We start from the raw sequence: 19,005 nt of genomic DNA, 5'->3' as shown, positions 1-19,005 counted from the left end.
TCCTTTTTTATTATGTCGTTATACGGAATTTGAAATGTCTAAACTGATGCAGGACCACTACGATCCGGCGGCCATTGAGTCAGCCGCTCAGCAACGCTGGGAGAATGAAAATCTGTTCGCCGTGAGCGAGAAGCCAGATCAGGAAAAGTTTTATTGTCTGGCTATGTTTCCCTACCCCAGTGGCAAACTCCATATGGGTCATGTGCGCAATTACACCCTTGGCGACGTCGTTGCCCGTTATCAGCGGATGCAGGGCAAAAATGTGCTCCAGCCGATGGGTTGGGATGCCTTCGGTTTGCCAGCGGAAAATGCTGCTATTCAGCACCAGACGGCACCGGCGAAGTGGACTTATCAGAACATTGATTACATGCGCAATCAGCTGAAATCGCTTGGCTTTAGCTATGACTGGTCACGCGAAATCGCGACCTGCAAACCAGACTATTACCGGTGGGAACAATGGTTCTTCACCAAGCTTTTCGAAAAAGGCCTGGTTTATAAAAAACATGCCACAGTGAACTGGGATCCGGTTGATCAGACGGTACTGGCCAATGAACAAGTTATTGACGGACGAGGCTGGCGCTCGGGCGCCAAAGTTGAACAAAAAGAAATTCCACAGTGGTTTATAAAAATTACCGCGTATGCGGACGAACTATTAGACGATCTTGAACAACTGGAAGGTTGGCCGGAGCAGGTTAAGACCATGCAGCGCAACTGGATCGGTCGCTCGGAAGGGGTCGAGATCGATTTTAGTGTCAGCGCACAAAACGATCCACTGACCGTCTACACCACCCGCCCGGATACCCTGTATGGGGTCACTTATATGGCCGTTGCCGCGCAGCACCCATTAGCCCGCAGGGCAGCGGCAAATAATCCGGAGCTAGCCGCGTTTATCGAGTCTATTAAATCAGCCAAGATGGCTGAAGCCGACCTTGCCACTATTGAGAAGAAAGGTATGGATACTGGCATGCGCGCCATTCATCCACTAACCGGCGAGAAGATTCCGGTATGGGTCGCTAACTTTGTACTGATGGATTACGGCTCTGGCGCCGTGATGGCGGTACCAGCCCATGATCAGCGTGACTGGGAGTTTGCCACCACTTATCAGTTACCGATCAAACCTGTTATCGCTCCACACTCAGGTGAAGGCGATATCAGTAACAGCGCTATTACTGAAAAAGGCCTCACTATTGAATCAGGACCATATACCGGGCTGAGCAGCGAAGAGGCCTTTAATGCCATTGCCGCGGCGCTGGAACAAAAAGGCATTGGCCGCCGCCAGGTTAACTACCGTTTACGCGACTGGGGTGTATCCCGTCAACGCTATTGGGGTGCGCCCATCCCTATGCTGAATCTGGCCGATGGCAGCTCGGTGCCAGTACCTGAAGACCAGTTGCCCGTGACCTTGCCGGAAGACGTGATCATGGATGGCACCACCTCGCCGATTAAAGCGGACCCACAGTGGCGGCAGACTAGCTATCAGGGGCAACCGGCAGAACATGAGACCGATACCTTTGATACTTTTATGGAGTCATCTTGGTATTACGCTCGCTATTGCAGTGCCAATTATCAGGACGGTATGCTCGACCCCGAGCAGGCCAACTACTGGCTGCCCGTCGACCAGTACATCGGTGGTATTGAACATGCCATCCTGCACCTGCTGTACGCACGGTTCTTCCATAAACTCCTGCGCGATGCCGGCCTGGTTAATTCAGACGAACCTTTTAAGCGGTTATTAACCCAGGGCATGGTGCTGGCTGATACTTATTATCGTGAAGATGCCAGCGGCGTGACCACCTGGTACTCACCGCTGGACGTGGACATTCAGCGTGACGAAAAAGGCAAGATTGTTTCCGCTGTGCTGCGCAGCGATGGTAACCCCGTCAACTACGGCGGCATGACCAAAATGTCCAAATCAAAGAACAATGGTATTGATCCCCAGGTCATGATCGATAAATACGGGGCTGATACTGTTCGTTTATTTATGATGTTTGCCGCGCCACCAGAAGCCACTCTCGAATGGTCCGATTCCGGCGTTGAGGGCGCGCAGCGTTTTTTACGCCGCGTCTGGCGTCTGGTCAGCGATTTTGTTGCCGTCAGTGACCAACCGCGGGCCGATAACTGGCAGGACCTCAGCGCTGCGCAGGAAGATCTGCGCCGTGACGTGCACCGCACCATTCAGAAAGTCACCGATGATATGGGCCGTCGGCAACACTTTAATACCGCCATTGCCGCTATTATGGAACTACTGAATAAATTACAGAAGGCGTCTCTGGAGAGCCCTTCGGACCGTGCCATTATGGCCGAGGCGCTGGATGCTGTAGTGCTGATGCTGGCCCCGGTAACACCACACCTGAGTGAAGTGTTATGGCAGGCGCTGGGCCATAGTAGCGACGCTAATTTCGCACCATGGCCTGAATATGATGAAAAAGCTCTGGTCGAGTCATCAGTGCTGATAGTCATCCAGGTAAACGGTAAAGTAAGAGGCAAGCTGACTGTGCCGGCGGACGCTTCCGCGGAGACCGTCATTGCGGCTGCATTACAGGATGAAAATGTTGCCCGCTTCACGGCTGACAAAACCATCCGTAAACAGATTTATGTGCCCGGAAAGTTAGTCAATATTGTGGCTAACTGAACCGGAAATCGCGCCAACCAACGAGGATAAGCCATGCGTTATCTAGCGGTGCTGTTATTGAGTATCATGCTGACTGCCTGTGGCTTCCAGCTACGAGACAGCTATCAGTTACCGCCACAGCTCGAACGGGTGCATATTGATGCGGCGGCTTTCAGTGAAATCAGGCAGGTCGTGATCCAACGCTTTGAGCTGGCCGGTGCCGAAGTTGTCGATGACAGCGAAGCTCTGACGGTGCGTATCATTAGTGACGCGCTAGACCGCCGCGCACTGTCATTGTCGCGCAGTGGCCAGGTGGCTGAGTATGAGCTGATTTATACCCTGTGGTATGAACTAATCCGTCGCGACGGCACTGCCGCGCCGGCACAGCGGATCGAAGTCTATCGTGATTATCAGGATGACCCTAATTTTGCGCTGGCCAAAACCCGCGAACGGGAAGTGCTGGTGGCCGAAATGCGCGAAGATGCGGCCCGGCTGTTGTTGCGGCAGGTCATCACCCAGTTGGCCGAATAACCATGCAGTTGGCACTGCCCCAACTTGCCGGCCATTTGCAGCAGCATGGCCTCCCGCCCCTGCTCAGCGTGTTTGGGGATACCCCACTGTTGGTTGATGATGCCTTACAGATCATCCGTCAGTTCGCCCGCAGCCAGGGCATTGATGAGCGCGAGCGATATATCCAGGATAGCCAGTTTGACTGGCGCCAACTCGCTGAGCAGAGCGCCAGTCTGAGTCTGTTTTCGCAGCACCGGCTGCTGGAGCTTGAACTACCCGAAGCAAAACCCGGTCGTGAAGGCGGCGACGCCCTGCGTAATTATTTCAGCGCGCCGCCCCCTGACCAGACCCTTGTTATCATTGGCCCCAAGCTCAAAAATGAACAGCTTAAAGCCAAGTGGTACCAACAACTGAGCCAGGCCGGTCCGGTGATCCAGGCCAATAGCCCCGATCGCGCCTCATTACCGCGTTTCATTGACCAGCGTTCAGCTCGATATAATTTGGCGCTGGGGCCCGATGCTGTACAACTGATAGCAGACTGGTTTGAAGGCAACTTACTGGCTCTGGATCAGGAGTTGCAGAAGCTCGCCCTGATGGATCTGCCACAACCCGTCGCGGCTGCGGAGATACAGCAAGCGGCTCAGGATCAAAGTCGCTTCAGTGTATTTGCCCTGCAGGAAGCGATTCTCGCTGCCGATGTCGACAATGCACTGCATCGGTTGCAACGGTTATTCGAGGAGGATATTGAAGTCGCTATCCTAAACTGGATGTTGCAGCGCGAATGGTACAAGCTACAGCGCCTGCAGCAAGGCCTGGCCGGCGGCGGCGATCTGAGCACCCTGTTCCGCCGCGAGGGGATCTGGCGCAATCAGGAGGCCAGCTACCGGCAATTTGTTCAACGTATGCAAGGCGCCCCCCTAAGCCAGGCAGCAGACCTCTTGCGCCGCTTAGAGCTGGCGTTTAAACGCGACAGCGGCGAGCGCGTCCAGACTCTGGTAACCCATCTGGTAGTACTTTATTGTCGCCCCGATCTGGCAGTCAGGTTTACCGCGTCATGATGCGCCTTATCCTGGGGGGAACTTTTGACCCGATTCACTGGGGCCACCTGCGCCCTGCAGCGGCGGCCCGGGAATGGCTGCGCGCCGACATGCTGCACTTGTTACCCAGTGCGCAACCACCGCATCGCGACTACCCTGCCGCCAGTGCTGATCAACGCCTCAGTATGGTACAACTAGCCGCCCGGGAATTGGCCTGCTGTCAGGCCGACGACTGGGAATTGCAGCAAGCGCGGCCGTCCTACACTGTGCAGACCTTAGCTGAATTAAAACGCCGCTGGCCGGATGACACCCTGGTTTTTCTGCTCGGTGATGACGCTTTTGCCAACCTGGATAAATGGCACAACTGGCAGCAACTGACCGCTCATGCGCACCTGGTGGTTATGCAGCGCCCAAACCACAGCCCTGGCTGGAGCCCGGAAGTACTCAGCTTCTATCAGGATCATTACGCCACCACCCCCATGGAACTGACGCGCCGCAGCAGTGGCTTAGTGCTGCTTGCTCCGACACCCGAAGTTACCATTTCTGCTACCGCTATACGTACCGCAATAGCCCGCGGCGAGGCTTGGGAACACTGGCTACCCCTCGCAGTAGCTGACTTTATTAAAAGCCATCATCTCTATCGTTAACAGCTGCTTTTTGAGGCTCTCTCGTGTTAAACTATCGCACTTACAGATTCAATGAATCTCATGCTTTTTTTAACGGAGAAATGAACTCTTGCAAGCGGAACAATTAAGCCATTTTGTAGTCGAAAAAATTGAAGAACTGAAGGGCCGGGATGTTAAGGTGCTGGATGTACAGGAACAAACGGACGTTGCTGTATACATGATCGTCTGCTCCGGCAGCTCCAAAACCCATGTAAAAAGTATCGCCAACCATGTCGCCACCGAAGCCAAACGTGAAGGTGTAGCGCCACTGGGCGTCGAAGGTCATGAACACTCTGAATGGGTGCTGGTCGACTTAGGTGATGTGGTCGTGCATGTGATGCAGGAACCCATCCGTGACTTCTATGAACTTGAAAAGCTCTGGAGCCGCAAATAATGCGGATTCAGCTGATTGCAGTCGGTCAGAAAATGCCGGACTGGATCAGCACCGGTTATCAGTTATACGCTAAACGCTTTCCGCCCGATTGCCATCTTCAGTTGACTGAGATTGCCGCCGGTAAGCGTGGCAAAAATGCCGATATTGCCCGTATTCTCCGGCAAGAGGGCGAGGCGATGCTGGCAGCAGTCGGCAAAGGCGATCGTATTGTAACTCTGGAAGTGGAAGGTAAAAGCTGGACCACAGCTCAGCTTGCCCAGCGACTCCAAAGCTGGCAGATGGACGGCCGCGATTTGAGCCTGCTAGTCGGCGGACCTGAGGGTCTGGCTCCCGCCTGTCTGACGGCTGCCGATGAGCGCTGGTCACTGTCTGCGCTGACCTTGCCCCATCCGCTGGTCCGTGTGCTTATCGCTGAAAGCCTCTATCGCGCCTGGAGCCTGACGACAAATCATCCCTATCACCGTGAATAACTAACCGATTATGGTAAAGCAACGCGCCACTATTCGTGATCATCAGGCAGAATCTGCACTCTTCGCTCGCCGGGCCTGGGTGGCCCTGCTATTGACCACAGTGGTATTCGCGATCTTGCTTTACAACATGTATGGACTGCAGGTTACGCAGCATCAGAATTTTCAGACCCGTTCCAACGACAACCGGATAAAAGTCGTTCCCCTGGCACCTAACCGCGGACTCATCTACGACCGCAACGGCCAGTTGCTGGCTGAAAATCGTCCGGTACTAAGCCTTGAGCTGGTGCCGGAACGCGTACCGGACCTTGATGCCACTCTCAGCCGTTTGCAGCAATTACTGTCTATAAGCGATCAGCAAGTTGAAGAGTTCCAGCAAAACCGCAAGCGCGAACGGCGCTTTAATCAGATCATTTTGCTGGACCGTTTAAATGAAGCCCAGGTCGCTCGTTTCGCGGTGCGTCAGCATGAATTCCCCGGTGTTAGCATTGAAGCGCGACTGGTGCGCTATTATCCCCACGGAGACCTATTGACCCATGCCCTAGGTTATGTCGCGAAAATTAATCGTAATGACCTTGAAAAACTACGTGCAGAAGGCGTTCACGCTAACTACGTTGCCACTCGTACCATGGGTAAACTGGGTATCGAGCGATTCTACGAAGAACAATTGCATGGCGTGATTGGCTACCAGCAAGTCGAGGTGGATATTCACGGTCGCCCGATACGCACGCTGTCGGTGGAACCTCCGGTACCGGGGCAGGATCTGCAGCTTGAACTGGATTTAGATTTGCAACGTTATGCCCATGAGCAACTCGGCGATGGCCGCGGCTCTATTATCGTTATGGATCCGCGCGATGGCGGTCTGCTGGCGATGGTCAGTAAACCAGGTTATGACCCGAACTGGTTCGCCCAGGGCATTTCCTATCAGCAGTACGAGGGATTATTGAGTTCCCCCCATTCGCCATTACTCAACCGTTCGACTCAGGGCGGCTATCCTCCGGCCTCTACCATCAAGCCGCAATTGGCCATTCTGGGTCTTGAGGAAAATATCATTACACCGGATACCAAGATCTGGGATCCTGGCTGGTTTAAGATCAAAAATATTGACCACCGCTACCGCGACTGGCTTGCCTGGGGCCATGGCTGGGTCGATGTTGCCTCGGCCATTATCGAAAGTTGTGACACCTTCTTCTATGACCTGGCGCTGAAAATGGGCATTGACACAATTTCCGAGCATATGAGCCAATATGGCTTCGGCGATTATACCGGTATCGATATTGCTGAAGAATCCGCAGCTGTCATGCCCTCCCGTGGCTGGAAGCGCGCTCGTTTCAACGAACCCTGGTATGCCGGTGAAACCATTTCTATCGGTATTGGTCAGAGCTACTGGACAGCTACGCCGATCCAACTGGCGGTGGCAACCTCGGTATTGGTAAACCGTGGCAAGCGGCCGGTACCCCGGTTTTTGCAGAAAATCCAGGAAGGCGATATTGAGCTGCCGGCGGTGGTAGAGCAAAAGCCACCCGTGATACTAAAAAACCCGGATAACTGGGATATCGCCCTTGATGCCATGGTCGATGTTGTGTCCGGCGTCAAAGGAACCGCGCGCTCAGCATTCCAGAACGTTCAATTTACGTCTGGCGGCAAAACCGGCACTGCTCAGGTTCGTAGCATTGCTCAGGATGAAAAGTATATTGCAGAAGATATCGCCGAGAAATACCGGGATAACGCGATGTACGTTGGCTATGCACCAGCCGATAATCCTGAAATTGTGGTGGTCGTGACTCTGGAAAACGCCGGCGGCGGTGGCAGCGTGGCTGCACCGCTTGCCCGCAATATAATGGATTTCTATTTTAATCAGGAGCGACAGCGTGCGAACAACTGATGAGCGTGAGCGCAACCCCTGGTTACAACGCCTGCATATCGACGGTCCGCTGCTGGTCGCCCTGCTAGCGCTAGCCGCGCTTAGTCTGGTCACGATATACTCCGCCAGCGGGCAGGACTGGCAAATGACCGAACGCCAGGGTATTCGCATCGGTATCGCTTTTATCGTCATGCTGGGCATTGCGCAGATCCCCTTAAGCGCCATTCAGCGCTGGTCACTGCCGCTGTTTGCTGTTGGCGTAGCCTTATTACTGGGTGTGCTGTTATTCGGGATCTCGGTTAACGGCGCCCAACGCTGGCTGGATATTGGCGTGACCCGCATTCAGCCTTCCGAGCTGATGAAATTAGCGGTGCCAATGGCTATTGCCTGGTTTATTGCCGAACATGGAATTCCTCCGAGCAAGCGACGCCTGGCCGCAGCCTTTGTCCTGCTGTTGATTCCAACCCTGATGATTGCCAAACAGCCTGATCTGGGTACCTCACTGCTGATCGCTTGCTCGGGCATTTTTGTGCTGTTTCTGGCGGGTATGAGCTGGCGGCTGATCATCTTCTTTATCATCGCAGTCGGATCGTTTATACCGGTCTTATGGTTATTCCTGATGCGTGAGTATCAGCGGCAGCGGGTGTTGACCTTCCTCGATCCGGAGCGGGATCCGCTTGGCAGCGGCTACCAGATCATTCAGTCAAAAATTGCCATAGGATCTGGCGGTATTGAAGGTAAAGGCTGGTTACAGGGTACCCAATCACAGCTCGAGTTTTTGCCCGAGCGCCACACCGACTTCATTTTCTCGGTATTTAGCGAAGAATTTGGCCTGGTCGGCGTAATCGTTCTTCTCCTGATATACGGATTTGTTATCTTTCGTGGCATGATTATCTCGATGCGGGCACAACGCACTTATCATAAACTACTCGCCGGTAGCCTTACCCTGACTTTCTTTGTCTATGTCATGGTCAATATCGGCATGGTTTCCGGTTTGCTGCCTGTGGTTGGCGTACCATTACCACTAATCAGTTATGGTGGCACTTCCATGGTGACCTTGCTGGCTGGTTTTGGTTTAATTATGGGCATCTCCACCAACCGCCGGTTGGTAATGCACGGTTAATAACAAGGAATAATCCAATGCTTAATTTGCTCCGCCCGACTATTGCAGCTTCACTGATTATTATAGGTGCAACTACCGTATCGGCTGCCGCAGTTGCCGATCAGTCTGAACGCGAAGCTTTTATCAGTGAACTGGTAGAAAAACATCAATTCACTCGCGCTGAAGTGACCGGCTTGCTGCAACAGGCGCAGTTAAACAACGATGTACTGGAAGCGATTCAACGCCCCTGGGAAGCTAAGCCATGGCATCAGTACTATCCGATTTTTCTGACCGAAAAACGACTCGACGCAGGCTTACGTTTCTGGGCGCAGCACGAGGAAACCCTCGCCCGCGCTGAACAAGAGTACGGTGTACCGGCCGAAGTTATTGTCGCTATCATTGGCGTGGAAACCTTTTACGGTTCTTATCTGGGAAATTACCCGGTACTCGACGCACTGTATACCCTGGGTTTCCATTACCCGCCACGCTCAACCTTTTTTCGCTCTGAACTGCGTGAATTCTTTCTGCTTAGCCGCGAAGAGGGCCTGAATCCACGCGACCTTAAAGGCTCCTATGCTGGTGCCATGGGCTTCGGACAGTTTATCTCCTCATCCTATCGCTATTACGCTGTGGATTTTGACGGTGACGGGGTCCGTGATCTGCTAACCAATCCGGTCGACGCCATCGGCAGTGTCGCTAACTATTTTTCACGCCATGGCTGGCAACATGACGCCCCGGTGGCGGTGAAGTTGCCGGCGGCGGAAAGCCATGCCAGCCTGGTTACTCAAGGTCTTAAACCCGAAAAGTCCGTTGCTGAACTTAATGCCCAGGGCCTGCAATTGCCGGCGAATGTGGCACTGGATGCCAGTCAGCCCGCCAAAGTTTTTGCTTTTCAGCAAACTGACAGCAATGAATACTGGCTCGGTTTGCAAAACTTTTACGTTATTACCCGCTACAACCATAGCCCTTTATATGCGATGGTTGTGCACCAATTCAGCGAACAGTTAGCCCAGGGTCATAGATCTAGTGAAGAGCAGTCCAGTGCAGAATAGCTTTGCCTTTTTATTGGTGGCGGCAAGTTTAAGTTTACTGGCACAGGGCTGTAGCTCTGAACCAGCGAGCCGTTATTCGCAAAAATATGATTCCGTGCCTGAGCGGCTGCCGTCTGCAGCTGAGCTGGCGGAGCCTGAGCCACGGATAGAGCCACCATCACGGCAAGGCAACCGGCCGTACGAATTGTTCGGACAGACCTGGCAGGTAATGACAGACGCCCGCGGTCATGTTGAGGAAGGTACCGCTTCCTGGTACGGCGAAAAGTTTCACGGTCACCTCACATCCAATGGTGAAATTTACGATATGTACGCCATGAGCGCGGCACATAAAACCCTGCCTCTCCCCACCTACGTGCGGGTTACTAACCTGGCCAACGAACAGAGTGTGGTCGTGCGGGTAAATGACCGGGGCCCGTTCCATGGCGATCGTATTATCGATTTATCTTACGTTGCAGCCTATAAGCTAGGCATGCTTGCCACTGGCACCGCGCGGGTTCGGGTTGAAGCACTGCACCCGGAACAGGATAACGCACAGCTGGCAGTAACCACCCCACTGCGCCCGGAAGAATTGGTTCAGTTTTATATTCAGGTTCACTCGGGTAGCAACCAGCAGTGGCTTGAAGAAGCGGCGCAGCAGCTGGCAAGAATCTACCATGTCGCTGCAACTACTCAGGCTAATAACGGTCTATACCGGGTAGTGCTGGGCCCTTTTGCCGGGGCTCAGGCTGATGAAATATTAGAGCAACTGCGACAGGATGGTTATCCCGATGCATTTCGCGTGAAGGCTCCTGAATAACAGTCCCGGTTTTGTGAACAATGCCGGGCAGACAATGTTATCATTCGCGCTTATTTTTAAATCTTTAGTTAACTACAGAGAATCTCGATTATGCGAACCGCTTTTCATCGTTTTATCCGCACACTCGCCTGCACCACTGTATTATTTGGCGCCGTCGCGCAAGCCGCGATTGTTCCGCCCGCACCTGGCGTTAACGCGCGTGGTTATATTCTGATTGATTATGTCACCGGCAACGTAATCACCGAGGGCAACGCTGACGAACAGCTACCACCGGCCAGCCTGACCAAAATGATGACCAGTTATATTATTGGCAAAGAAATGCAGAGCGGCCGTATTACCAACAGCGATATGGTGACTATTAGTGAAAACGCCTGGGCTAAAAATTTCCCTGATTCGTCAAAAATGTTCATCGAAGTGGGTAAGCAGGTCAGCGTTGCTGATTTGAATCGCGGTATTGTTATTTCTTCAGGCAACGATGCCTGTGTTGCTATGGCCGAGCATATCGCTGGCAGCGAGAGCGCTTTCGCTGATTTGATGAATACCTATGCCGCAGAATTAGGCCTGACCAATACCTACTTTGCAAACAGCCACGGCCTGCCGGATCCGAATCAGTACACCTCAGCACGCGATATGGCAAAACTTGGCCAGGCGCTGATCCGTGATGTACCTGAAGAATATGCTCTGTACGCTGAGAAATCGTACACCTACAACAATATCAAGCAGTACAACCGCAACTCCCTGCTATGGGATGCCAGCATGAACGTTGACGGTATTAAAACCGGCCATACCCAGGAAGCCGGTTACAGCCTGGTCACCTCGGCCACCGAAGGCGATACCCGGCTGGTTGCCGTCGTGATGGGAACCGACAGTGAGCAGGCACGGAAGATCGAAAGCAAGAAACTGCTGAACTACGGTTTCCGCTACTTCGAGACCATCAAAGCTTATAGCGCTGGCGATAGCTTCGTTGATCACCGGATCTGGGGTGCTGAGCAGGATACTATTGCACTGGGCGTCGCTGAAGATGTGGTGATTACTCTGCCAAAAGGGCAGCGCGACAACCTGAAAGCCAATTTTGAGTTGAGCCAGGAGCTTGAAGCCCCGCTGGCCAAAGGTACCCAGGTTGGCACCGTATACTTGCAGCTTGATGGCAAAGATCTTGCCAGCTTCCCGCTGGTCACTCTGACCAATGCGGAAGAAGGTGGCATCTTTAAACAGATGATGGACTGGGCCAAAAAGAAATTTAACGAAGAGTAATACCTGAATGTCATCGACAGTTTATCTGAACGGCGACTGGATCGCCCCTGAACACGCAAAAGTCTCGGTCTTTGACCGGGGCTTTTTATTTGCTGATGGTATCTACGAAGTCGTTCCGGTCTACAGTGGTAAACCATTTTTGCTGGAACTCCATCTGGCCCGCCTGTATCGCTCGCTGCGGGAAATCACCATTACCGTAGCTGACGATGCCTTCTGGCATGAGTTAGTCCGTGATCTGATCGAACGAAACAATTATGGCGACGCCAACGGTCTGATCTATATTCAGGTCACCCGCGGCGCTGAAGCCAGTCGTGCCCACTTACCGGGTAACAGCTTAACCCCCACTGTATTTGCCACTATAAGCCCGCTGGCCATTCACTGGGATCAGCCAGCGCCGGCGCGGGTGACGTTACTGGAAGATATCCGCTGGTTACGCTGCGACATAAAAAGTATCAGCCTGCTTGGCAATATCTTGTTGAAGCAACAAGCGGCCTCCGTAGGTGCGGTCGAACCGATATTGCACCGCGACGGGCTTATTACTGAAGGCGCTTCCAGTAACTTTTTTGCGGTTCATAATGGCGAGCTCTTCACAGCACCTAAAAATCATTTAATCCTGCCAGGCATTAGCCGCGACTGGGTTATTGAGTTAGCTCACGAAGCCGGTATCAGGGTGCATGAGGAACCATTCAAAGTTGCTGACCTGCCGCAACTTGATGAACTCTTCCTGACCAGTTCCAGCCGTGAAGTGCAGCCCATTGGCCAAATTGATGATATAATTATTGCCGATGGTCAATGCGGTCCTGTGACCGCCATTTTAATTGAAGCTTTTCATGCCAGCAAACGCCGCCTTCTGAACAGCCGGCGTTAGGCACCTGAGATCCCGGCAGGAGTGAATAATGCAAGAGACTCGCTTCGACGAACTGGTTGAATTCCCTACTGACTTTACCTTTAAAGTCATGGGCGTCGCCTCACCAGAACTACCAGATTCAGTAGTCGCGGTAGCGCAACAACATGCACCGGGCGACTATGCACCGACCGTAAAGCCAAGTAGTAAGGGCAATTACCATTCGGTTTCGATCCGCATCCGGGTCGAAAGTCAGCAGCATATCGAAACCCTTTATCGCGCTCTATCTGATATTGAAGATGTCCGCTATGTCCTCTGATCTGATTATCAGGCAGCTTGGCAGACAACCCTACGAGCCGGTCTGGACAGCAATGCAGGCGTTTACCGATCAGCGCGACAGCGATACTCCGGATGAACTCTGGGTGCTTGAACATGATCCGGTATTTACTCAGGGCCAGGCAGGCAAAGAAGAACATATTCTTGCCCCCGGTGACATTCCGGTGGTCAAGGTGGACCGTGGCGGCCAGGTCACCTATCACGGCCCCGGGCAACTGGTAGTGTACTTTCTGCTGGATATTCGCCGGCGCAAAATGGGCGTACGTCAGTTAGTTAACCAGATAGAAGATACCATTGTCGATCTGATGGCTAAATACCAGATTACTGCCGCGGCCCGGCCGGATGCGCCCGGTGTTTATGTCGGTAATACTAAACTTTGTTCGCTGGGTTTGCGTATTCGGAAAGGTTGCTCTTTCCATGGGCTGGCGCTTAACGTCAATATGGATTTAAGCCCGTTCCAACGCATCAATCCCTGCGGCTATGCTGGTATGCAAATGGTTCAGACCGCCAGCCTTGAAGGCCCGCAAACCGTGGCCGAAGCTGCCCCGCTGGTAACGGATATTTTCGCCCGGCGGCTCGGCTATCAACACATTCATGAACAAACAGGATTTGCCAAAGACTATGTCCAAGCCAGTTAGAGTAGAACCCGGGGTAAAATTACGTGACGCGGATAAAATGGCGCTTATTCCGGTTAAAGTGGTGCCAACTGAACGGGATGAAATGCTGCGTAAGCCGTCCTGGCTGAAGGTAAAATTACCCAGTTCCACCACCCGCATCGACGAAATTAAACAGGCTATGCGCAAGCATGGGCTGCACTCGGTATGCGAAGAAGCATCCTGTCCTAACCTGCCTGAATGTTTCAACCACGGCACCGCCACCTTTATGATTCTGGGTGCTATTTGCACTCGCCGCTGCCCGTTCTGCGATGTTGCCCACGGTCGTCCGCTGCCGCCGGATCCGCAAGAAGCCGTCAAACTCGGTGAGACCATCCGCGATATGAAAGTGAAGTATGTGGTGGTGACGTCGGTAGACCGCGATGATCTGCGTGATGGCGGTGCCCAGCACTTTGCTGATTGTATTCGCGAGATCCGCGCCCATAGCCCGGGCATTCAGGTCGAGGTACTGGTCCCTGACTTCCGCGGCCGTATGGACGTTGCGCTCGACATCCTGACCGCTGAAGCGCCGGACGTCTTTAACCATAACCTGGAAACCGTGCCGCGGATGTACAAAGCAGCGCGTCCCGGTGCGAATTATCAGTGGTCACTGGATTTGCTCAAACGTTATAAAGAAGGTCGTTCAGATGTGCGTACTAAATCTGGCCTGATGGTCGGACTGGGCGAAACCAACGAAGAAATCCTGGAAGTGATGCGCGATTTACGCGCTCATGACGTAGATATGCTCACCATAGGCCAATATCTGCAACCCAGCCGTCATCACCTGCCGGTAACCCGGTACGTGCATCCGGATGAGTTTGAGATGTTCCGTCAGGAAGGCGTGAAAATGGGCTTCTCCCATATTGCCAGCGGACCTTTAGTACGCTCGTCGTATCACGCCGATCTGCAGGCAGCCGGTAAAGAAGTAAAATAATAATCAACCTGAATAAGGCGGTGCCATGAGTATTTTGATTTGGTGTTTACTGATTGCCGGACTATTACCAATCGCCGCTAAGGCCCCTGTGGTCTACTACCAGAATGCCGAACAGTCCAAAGGCTATGACAACCGGCACCCACGGGCACAGCAGCAGCGCCTGACCGGCATCGGTGCCCGGGCAGTTGCAGGCCATTATAATGCTTACGAGGCCTTCCCGTTATTTGCGGCGGCGGTATTACTGGTGATTGCAACCCGTCAGGTTTCCGACTTTATGGTGTTACTGGCGGTTGGTTTTATTATCTTCCGGGTGGCTTACCATGTGCTGTACCTACTCAATTTTGCTACGCTTCGCAGTCTGATATGGTTCTTTGCCCTGCTTTGTCCGGTCATTATGATTGCCCAGACCGCCATCACCATTACCGGTGCCGCGTAATCAGTTCGAGGTACAGAGCGGGCCAGACTGCAGTGTCGTGATAGTGCATAGCCGTCATTTTTGCGACCGGGCGCCATGCGTATTTTCCTGCACTATTACAGGCCGGTACCGGAAACAAGCCGGCCTGCTCCTTGTCCATGGAGCCCAAACGCCAGCGGCCATCCGCCAGCTTTGTGCCCAGCAATCGCCAGTCGGGTACCGCGAATTGCCACGGCAACTCCTGCCAGAACGCCTGCAACTGAGAAGCGCTCATAATCATCGTATCGGAAACCGCCACATTCAGTGAAGCATGGTCATATTTACCGCTACAAAAGGCTTCGGCTAACTCACCAGTCATCTGATATTCATCGGCAAGCCCCAGCCAGTGGCCGATTTCATGGGCAATCAGCGCCTGCGACGAGCGTAACGGCAACGTGATCTGGTAGTCGTTCGCACTCGCCACCCCCTGAGCGTTGGCGAATAGTAGATGACGATCTCCCGCCTCATATGGAAACAGCGGTAAGCGGCACTCCAGACGGTCTCGTTCGCCTTTGGTGTTACAGTCCAGGCTTCCTGGCTGATAAAAACGCGCGCTAAAGCAAGCCATTGTGTCAGCCAGCGGATGCTGATGCCAGTCAGCAAAACTGTGAATAAGCGAAATTGACTGCGCTGCTGAAGGCAGCCAGACCTGTACCGCGCCGGGCAGCTGACAGCGAAGATTATCGGAAACCTCAAGAGCGCGCTGCCACGGACTGATAGTGATTAATGACCAATCCGGTGCTGCTGCCGTCGCGACCCGGCCCGGTAACAAGGCCAGCACGCTACCGAGCAGCAGCGGCAGACAAACTGCTCTATTCATCCTGCCCGACAACGGCCATACTGCGTTCAAGTTCGAGCCCGGCATAGCGATGTTCGAGGAACATATATACGCTGGTTGTCAGCGCCAGTCTGAAATAGACTGTTGCCAGTTTATGCTGTCCGGCCAGTTGTTGGTGTTTACCTAAATAGAAATAGGCTTCACACATCCGTTCCGCCAGGGTTTCGTCTTCTCTCAGATCGCGGGCGGCATGGCGATCGATAAAATCGACCGGGCTGATAGCACCAAGCATAAGATCGCTCAATACCCAGCCCCACTCATCCCCCCCGTGGGCAATACGCCGCTGTGCCAGATTGATTCGCGCCTGCTCCCGGTCTAACTCAACTTCAGCGAGATACAACCATAACACCCGGTACGGATCCGCCGGGCTTTGCTCAAAATAATACAAGAGATCGTCAACCGCCAGGTCGAACCGACTATCGTAGTAGGCCGCAACACCGCGATTTAGATGCGCATAAGGGTGATCAGGGTCAAGTTCCAGCGTTGCTTCATAAGCTTCAAAGGCATAGTCAAACTGAGCCGCTTGGGTGAAGTGAATGCCCAGGTAATTATAAGCATCTGCCAGACGTGGCTGGTATTCGAGCGCGTGGTTAAAATCAATACGCGCCAGTGCTGTCATCCCCAGACCATCATATAAAGCGCCGCGCCGGTACAATAGTTCAGCCATAGTTTCAGCCGACAACTGCTCTTCGGCTATCACCTGGGAGAGTTTAGCCACTTCCAGCTGATAACGCAGTTCAGGCGGCTGTGGTGCCACCACGAACAGATTCTTCAGCGCATCCTCAGGCTGTTCCTGAGGCGCTATCATGCATCCCTGCAATAACAACAGCAGAACACCGGCTAATGCTGCTGCCAGCGGTTTTATTTTCATTAGCTCCTGCCTTGGTTCACTTTTCATTAATGGCAACATCATACCTCAGGGCTCAGCAAAAAAGAAAAGGAGCCAGCGGCTCCTTTTCAAATTGCTCAGCAAACGAAAAACTAAGGATTCACTTAGTTATTATCGTCGTCACTTTCTTCCTGACTTTGTTTCGCTTCTTCACTTGGTTTCTCACCCGCTGCTTCAGCAGATTTTTCGACCGCATCTTTCATGCTAAGACGCACACGTCCCTGCCGATCGATCTCAAGTACTTTGACCGGAACCGTCTGACCGACTTTCAGGTATTCATTCACGTCATTAACGCGCTCTTCAGCGATTTGTGAAATGTGTACCAGACCGTCTTTGCCAGGCAGAATCGTAACGAACGCACCAAAGTCTACGATACGGGCAACTTTACCTTCATAAATACGACCGACTTCAACATCAGCTGTCAGTTCTTCAATACGCGCAATCGCTTTATCCGCTGAAGCTTGATCCGTGGCTGCGATGCGAACAGTACCATCATCGTTAATTTCGATGTTGGTATTGGTGCTTTCTGTTAATTCACGGATGACCGCACCACCTTTACCGATAACGTCACGGATTTTATCCGGATTAATCTTCATGGTGTGATAACGCGGTGCGTAATCAGACAACTCGGTACGGGCACCAGATAAGGCTTCGTCCATCACATTCAGAATGTGCAGACGTGCGGCTTTCGCCTGGGCTAACGCAATTTCCATGATTTCACGGGTGATACCGTCGATCTTGATATCCATTTGCAGGGCAGTAACACCGTCTTTGCTTCCAGCAACTTTAAAGTCCATATCGCCGAGATGATCTTCGTCACCCAGGATGTCAGAAAGCACGACAAACTTGTCGCCTTCTTTAACCAAACCCATGGCGATACCGGCAACGGAAGATTTAATCGGTACGCCGGCATCCATTAATGCCAGTGAGGCACCACAAACTGAAGCCATAGAACTTGAGCCATTGGATTCAGTGATTTCAGATACCACACGGATGGTGTACGGGAATTCTTCCTGTGACGGCATGACTGCCTGCACACCGCGTTTGGCCAGTTTACCGTGACCGATTTCCCGACGCTTCGGTGAACCGACCATACCGGTCTCGCCCACGCAGTACGGAGGAAAGTTGTAATGCAGCATGAAGCGGTTGGCGTTATAACCAGTCAGATCATCAATCATCTGTGCATCACGTTCAGTACCCAGAGTCGCAGTGACCAAAGCCTGAGTTTCACCGCGGGTAAATACCGCTGAACCGTGGGTCCGTGGTAATACGCCGGTGGCCATATGTAGGGCACGAACCATGTCCGGATCACGACCGTCTATACGTTTTTCGCCAGCCGTAATACGGCTACGAACAACGTTTTTCTCTAGAGAGTGGAACAGGTCGCTGATTTCTTTCGTGTCTACTTCTTCATTTTCAGCAGTCAGCTGATCAGTAACCTGGGTTTTCAGTTCACTGATCTTGGCATAGCGCTCAGCTTTCTCAGTGATGCGATACGCTTCACCAATGCCTTCTTCAGCCAGCTCTTTAATTTTCTTCAGCAGCTCTTCGTTGGTTTCCGGAGCAGTCCATTCCCACTTCGGCTTACCTGCTTCTGCCGCTAGTTCATTGATGTTGTTGATAACGGTCTGCATTTGCTCATGACCATAAACCACAGCACCAAGCATTGCGTCTTCCGACAATAACTGAGCTTCAGACTCAACCATCAATACGGCGTTTGCAGTACCGGCAACGACCAGATCCAGCTTCGATTCCAGCAGCTCTTCTGTACTCGGGTTCAGCACATACTCATCGTTAACCACACCCACACGAGCTGCCCCAATCGGACCATCAAATGGCAGACCAGAAATCGCCAGCGCCGCTGAGGCGCCAATCAGCGCGACGATATCAGGGGATACCTGCGGATTCACAGAAATTACGGTAGCGATAATCTGTACTTCGTTTTTGAAGCCTTCAGGAAATAATGGACGAACAGGTCGGTCGATTAACCGGCTTATCAGCGTTTCATTCTCGCTTGGACGCCCTTCACGCTTGAAGAAACCACCGGGAATTTTACCGGCTGCGTAAGTACGTTCCTGATAGTTTACTGTTAACGGGAAAAAGTCCTGGCCTGCTTTGGTTTCTTTTTTACCAACAACAGTGACCAACACCGTAGTGTCGTCCATACTGGCCAGAACCGCACCCGTTGCCTGGCGCGCCATCGCACCAGTTTCTAAAGTTACGGTATGTTGACCGTATTCAAATGTTTTAGTAATCGGATTCACGTTTTATTTTCCTTTACTCTTCGCTTCTGCTTTGTGTTTTT

The 19,005-nt window shown here is 52.7% G+C and carries 19 protein-coding genes; 16 read left to right on the top strand and 3 right to left on the bottom strand.

Going from position 1 to position 19,005, the window contains the following annotated elements; genetic code table 11:
• The first annotated feature begins 46 nt into the window (after nt 1-46).
• The 16 genes from leuS (at nt 47) to R3196_RS01270 (ending at nt 14,955) form a co-directional block, all read left to right on the top strand.
• Entirely contained in the window at nt 47-2,632 is a 2,586-nt protein-coding gene (leuS, locus tag R3196_RS01345) for a leucine--tRNA ligase (protein WP_318934934.1), read from the top strand.
• Between the two features lie 33 nt (nt 2,633-2,665).
• The gene (gene lptE / locus R3196_RS01340; RefSeq protein ID WP_318934806.1) at nt 2,666-3,142 is read left to right on the top strand and encodes an LPS assembly lipoprotein LptE; all 477 of its coding nucleotides are present in this window, start codon (nt 2,666-2,668) and stop codon (nt 3,140-3,142) included.
• Nucleotides 3,143-3,144: 2 nt separating this feature from the next.
• The gene (gene holA, locus R3196_RS01335; protein ID WP_318934805.1) at nt 3,145-4,179 is read left to right on the top strand and encodes a DNA polymerase III subunit delta; all 1,035 of its coding nucleotides are present in this window, start codon (nt 3,145-3,147) and stop codon (nt 4,177-4,179) included.
• A complete protein-coding gene (gene nadD / locus R3196_RS01330) occupies nt 4,176-4,805 on the top strand; it encodes a nicotinate-nucleotide adenylyltransferase (protein ID WP_318934804.1) in 630 nt (209 codons plus the stop codon). Before holA ends, nadD begins: the two co-directional genes overlap by 4 nt.
• A gap of 88 nt (nt 4,806-4,893) precedes the next feature.
• A complete protein-coding gene (rsfS, locus tag R3196_RS01325; protein ID WP_318934803.1) occupies nt 4,894-5,217 on the top strand; it encodes a ribosome silencing factor in 324 nt (107 codons plus the stop codon).
• Nucleotides 5,217-5,687 carry a 23S rRNA (pseudouridine(1915)-N(3))-methyltransferase RlmH gene (gene rlmH, locus R3196_RS01320; RefSeq protein ID WP_318934802.1) on the top strand — a complete coding sequence of 157 codons (471 nt, stop codon included), beginning with the start codon at nt 5,217-5,219 and terminating at the stop codon, nt 5,685-5,687. The genes rsfS and rlmH overlap by 1 nt, the downstream gene beginning before the upstream one ends.
• Nucleotides 5,688-5,697: 10 nt before the next feature.
• Entirely contained in the window at nt 5,698-7,569 is a 1,872-nt protein-coding gene (gene mrdA, locus R3196_RS01315; RefSeq protein ID WP_318934801.1) for a penicillin-binding protein 2, read from the top strand.
• Complete coding sequence (gene rodA / locus R3196_RS01310) at nt 7,556-8,671, top strand: rod shape-determining protein RodA (protein WP_318934800.1); 1,116 nt, start codon at nt 7,556-7,558, stop codon at nt 8,669-8,671. The genes mrdA and rodA overlap by 14 nt, the downstream gene beginning before the upstream one ends.
• A 17-nt stretch (nt 8,672-8,688) precedes the next feature.
• Entirely contained in the window at nt 8,689-9,702 is a 1,014-nt protein-coding gene (mltB, locus tag R3196_RS01305) for a lytic murein transglycosylase B (RefSeq protein ID WP_318934799.1), read from the top strand.
• Entirely contained in the window at nt 9,692-10,498 is an 807-nt protein-coding gene (locus tag R3196_RS01300) for a septal ring lytic transglycosylase RlpA family protein (RefSeq protein ID WP_318934798.1), read from the top strand. Before mltB ends, R3196_RS01300 begins: the two co-directional genes overlap by 11 nt.
• 90 nt (nt 10,499-10,588) lie before the next feature.
• Complete coding sequence (locus tag R3196_RS01295) at nt 10,589-11,752, top strand: serine hydrolase (protein WP_318934797.1); 1,164 nt, start codon at nt 10,589-10,591, stop codon at nt 11,750-11,752.
• Between the two features lie 7 nt (nt 11,753-11,759).
• Complete coding sequence (locus tag R3196_RS01290) at nt 11,760-12,620, top strand: D-amino acid aminotransferase (RefSeq protein WP_318934796.1); 861 nt, start codon at nt 11,760-11,762, stop codon at nt 12,618-12,620.
• Between the two features lie 28 nt (nt 12,621-12,648).
• Nucleotides 12,649-12,915: a DUF493 family protein YbeD gene (gene ybeD / locus R3196_RS01285; RefSeq protein WP_318934795.1), complete on the top strand. Its 267-nt coding sequence runs from the start codon at nt 12,649-12,651 to the stop codon at nt 12,913-12,915.
• Nucleotides 12,905-13,570, top strand: coding sequence for a lipoyl(octanoyl) transferase LipB (gene lipB / locus R3196_RS01280; RefSeq protein ID WP_318934794.1), 666 nt, complete (start codon nt 12,905-12,907; stop codon nt 13,568-13,570). Before ybeD ends, lipB begins: the two co-directional genes overlap by 11 nt.
• Entirely contained in the window at nt 13,554-14,519 is a 966-nt protein-coding gene (lipA, locus tag R3196_RS01275; protein ID WP_318934793.1) for a lipoyl synthase, read from the top strand. The genes lipB and lipA overlap by 17 nt, the downstream gene beginning before the upstream one ends.
• 25 nt (nt 14,520-14,544) lie before the next feature.
• Complete coding sequence (locus tag R3196_RS01270; protein WP_318934792.1) at nt 14,545-14,955, top strand: MAPEG family protein; 411 nt, start codon at nt 14,545-14,547, stop codon at nt 14,953-14,955.
• Here R3196_RS01270 and R3196_RS01265 read toward each other — a convergent pair.
• From R3196_RS01265 to pnp, 3 genes are all read right to left on the bottom strand, one after another.
• The gene (locus tag R3196_RS01265) at nt 14,939-15,793 is read right to left on the bottom strand and encodes a hypothetical protein (protein ID WP_318934791.1); all 855 of its coding nucleotides are present in this window, start codon (nt 15,791-15,793) and stop codon (nt 14,939-14,941) included. The two genes, R3196_RS01270 and R3196_RS01265, sit on opposite strands and share 17 nt — an antisense overlap.
• On the bottom strand, nt 15,786-16,682 hold the full coding sequence (gene nlpI / locus R3196_RS01260; RefSeq protein WP_318934790.1) for a lipoprotein NlpI: 897 nt from the start codon (nt 16,680-16,682) through the stop codon (nt 15,786-15,788). Before nlpI ends, R3196_RS01265 begins: the two co-directional genes overlap by 8 nt.
• A gap of 122 nt (nt 16,683-16,804) precedes the next feature.
• Nucleotides 16,805-18,964, bottom strand: coding sequence for a polyribonucleotide nucleotidyltransferase (gene pnp / locus R3196_RS01255; protein WP_318934789.1), 2,160 nt, complete (start codon nt 18,962-18,964; stop codon nt 16,805-16,807).
• Nucleotides 18,965-19,005 lie beyond the last annotated feature (41 nt).

The sequence above is a fragment of the Pseudidiomarina sp. genome (assembly GCF_033722695.1).
Classification (GTDB): Bacteria; Pseudomonadota; Gammaproteobacteria; order Enterobacterales; family Alteromonadaceae; genus Pseudidiomarina.
Note: the sequence above shows the minus strand (reverse complement) of the source record. Positions and strands in the feature narration are given on the sequence as shown.

What these genes read in the sequence shown, in the direction of transcription:
- holA (WP_318934805.1), top strand. Translation starts at nt 3,145, where the DNA reads ATGCAGTTGGCACTGCCCCAACTTGCCGGCCATTTGCAGCAGCATGGC.
- lptE (WP_318934806.1), top strand. Translation starts at nt 2,666, where the DNA reads ATGCGTTATCTAGCGGTGCTGTTATTGAGTATCATGCTGACTGCCTGT.
- mrdA (WP_318934801.1), top strand. Translation starts at nt 5,698, where the DNA reads ATGGTAAAGCAACGCGCCACTATTCGTGATCATCAGGCAGAATCTGCA.
- ybeD (WP_318934795.1), top strand. Translation starts at nt 12,649, where the DNA reads ATGCAAGAGACTCGCTTCGACGAACTGGTTGAATTCCCTACTGACTTT.
- rlmH (WP_318934802.1), top strand. Translation starts at nt 5,217, where the DNA reads ATGCGGATTCAGCTGATTGCAGTCGGTCAGAAAATGCCGGACTGGATC.
- nadD (WP_318934804.1), top strand. Translation starts at nt 4,176, where the DNA reads ATGATGCGCCTTATCCTGGGGGGAACTTTTGACCCGATTCACTGGGGC.
- leuS (WP_318934934.1), top strand. Translation starts at nt 47, where the DNA reads ATGCAGGACCACTACGATCCGGCGGCCATTGAGTCAGCCGCTCAGCAA.
- nlpI (WP_318934790.1), bottom strand. Translation starts at nt 16,682, where the DNA reads ATGAAAATAAAACCGCTGGCAGCAGCATTAGCCGGTGTTCTGCTGTTG.
- R3196_RS01295 (WP_318934797.1), top strand. Translation starts at nt 10,589, where the DNA reads ATGCGAACCGCTTTTCATCGTTTTATCCGCACACTCGCCTGCACCACT.
- R3196_RS01290 (WP_318934796.1), top strand. Translation starts at nt 11,760, where the DNA reads ATGTCATCGACAGTTTATCTGAACGGCGACTGGATCGCCCCTGAACAC.
- mltB (WP_318934799.1), top strand. Translation starts at nt 8,689, where the DNA reads ATGCTTAATTTGCTCCGCCCGACTATTGCAGCTTCACTGATTATTATA.
- R3196_RS01270 (WP_318934792.1), top strand. Translation starts at nt 14,545, where the DNA reads ATGAGTATTTTGATTTGGTGTTTACTGATTGCCGGACTATTACCAATC.
- R3196_RS01265 (WP_318934791.1), bottom strand. Translation starts at nt 15,793, where the DNA reads ATGAATAGAGCAGTTTGTCTGCCGCTGCTGCTCGGTAGCGTGCTGGCC.
- lipA (WP_318934793.1), top strand. Translation starts at nt 13,554, where the DNA reads ATGTCCAAGCCAGTTAGAGTAGAACCCGGGGTAAAATTACGTGACGCG.
- lipB (WP_318934794.1), top strand. Translation starts at nt 12,905, where the DNA reads ATGTCCTCTGATCTGATTATCAGGCAGCTTGGCAGACAACCCTACGAG.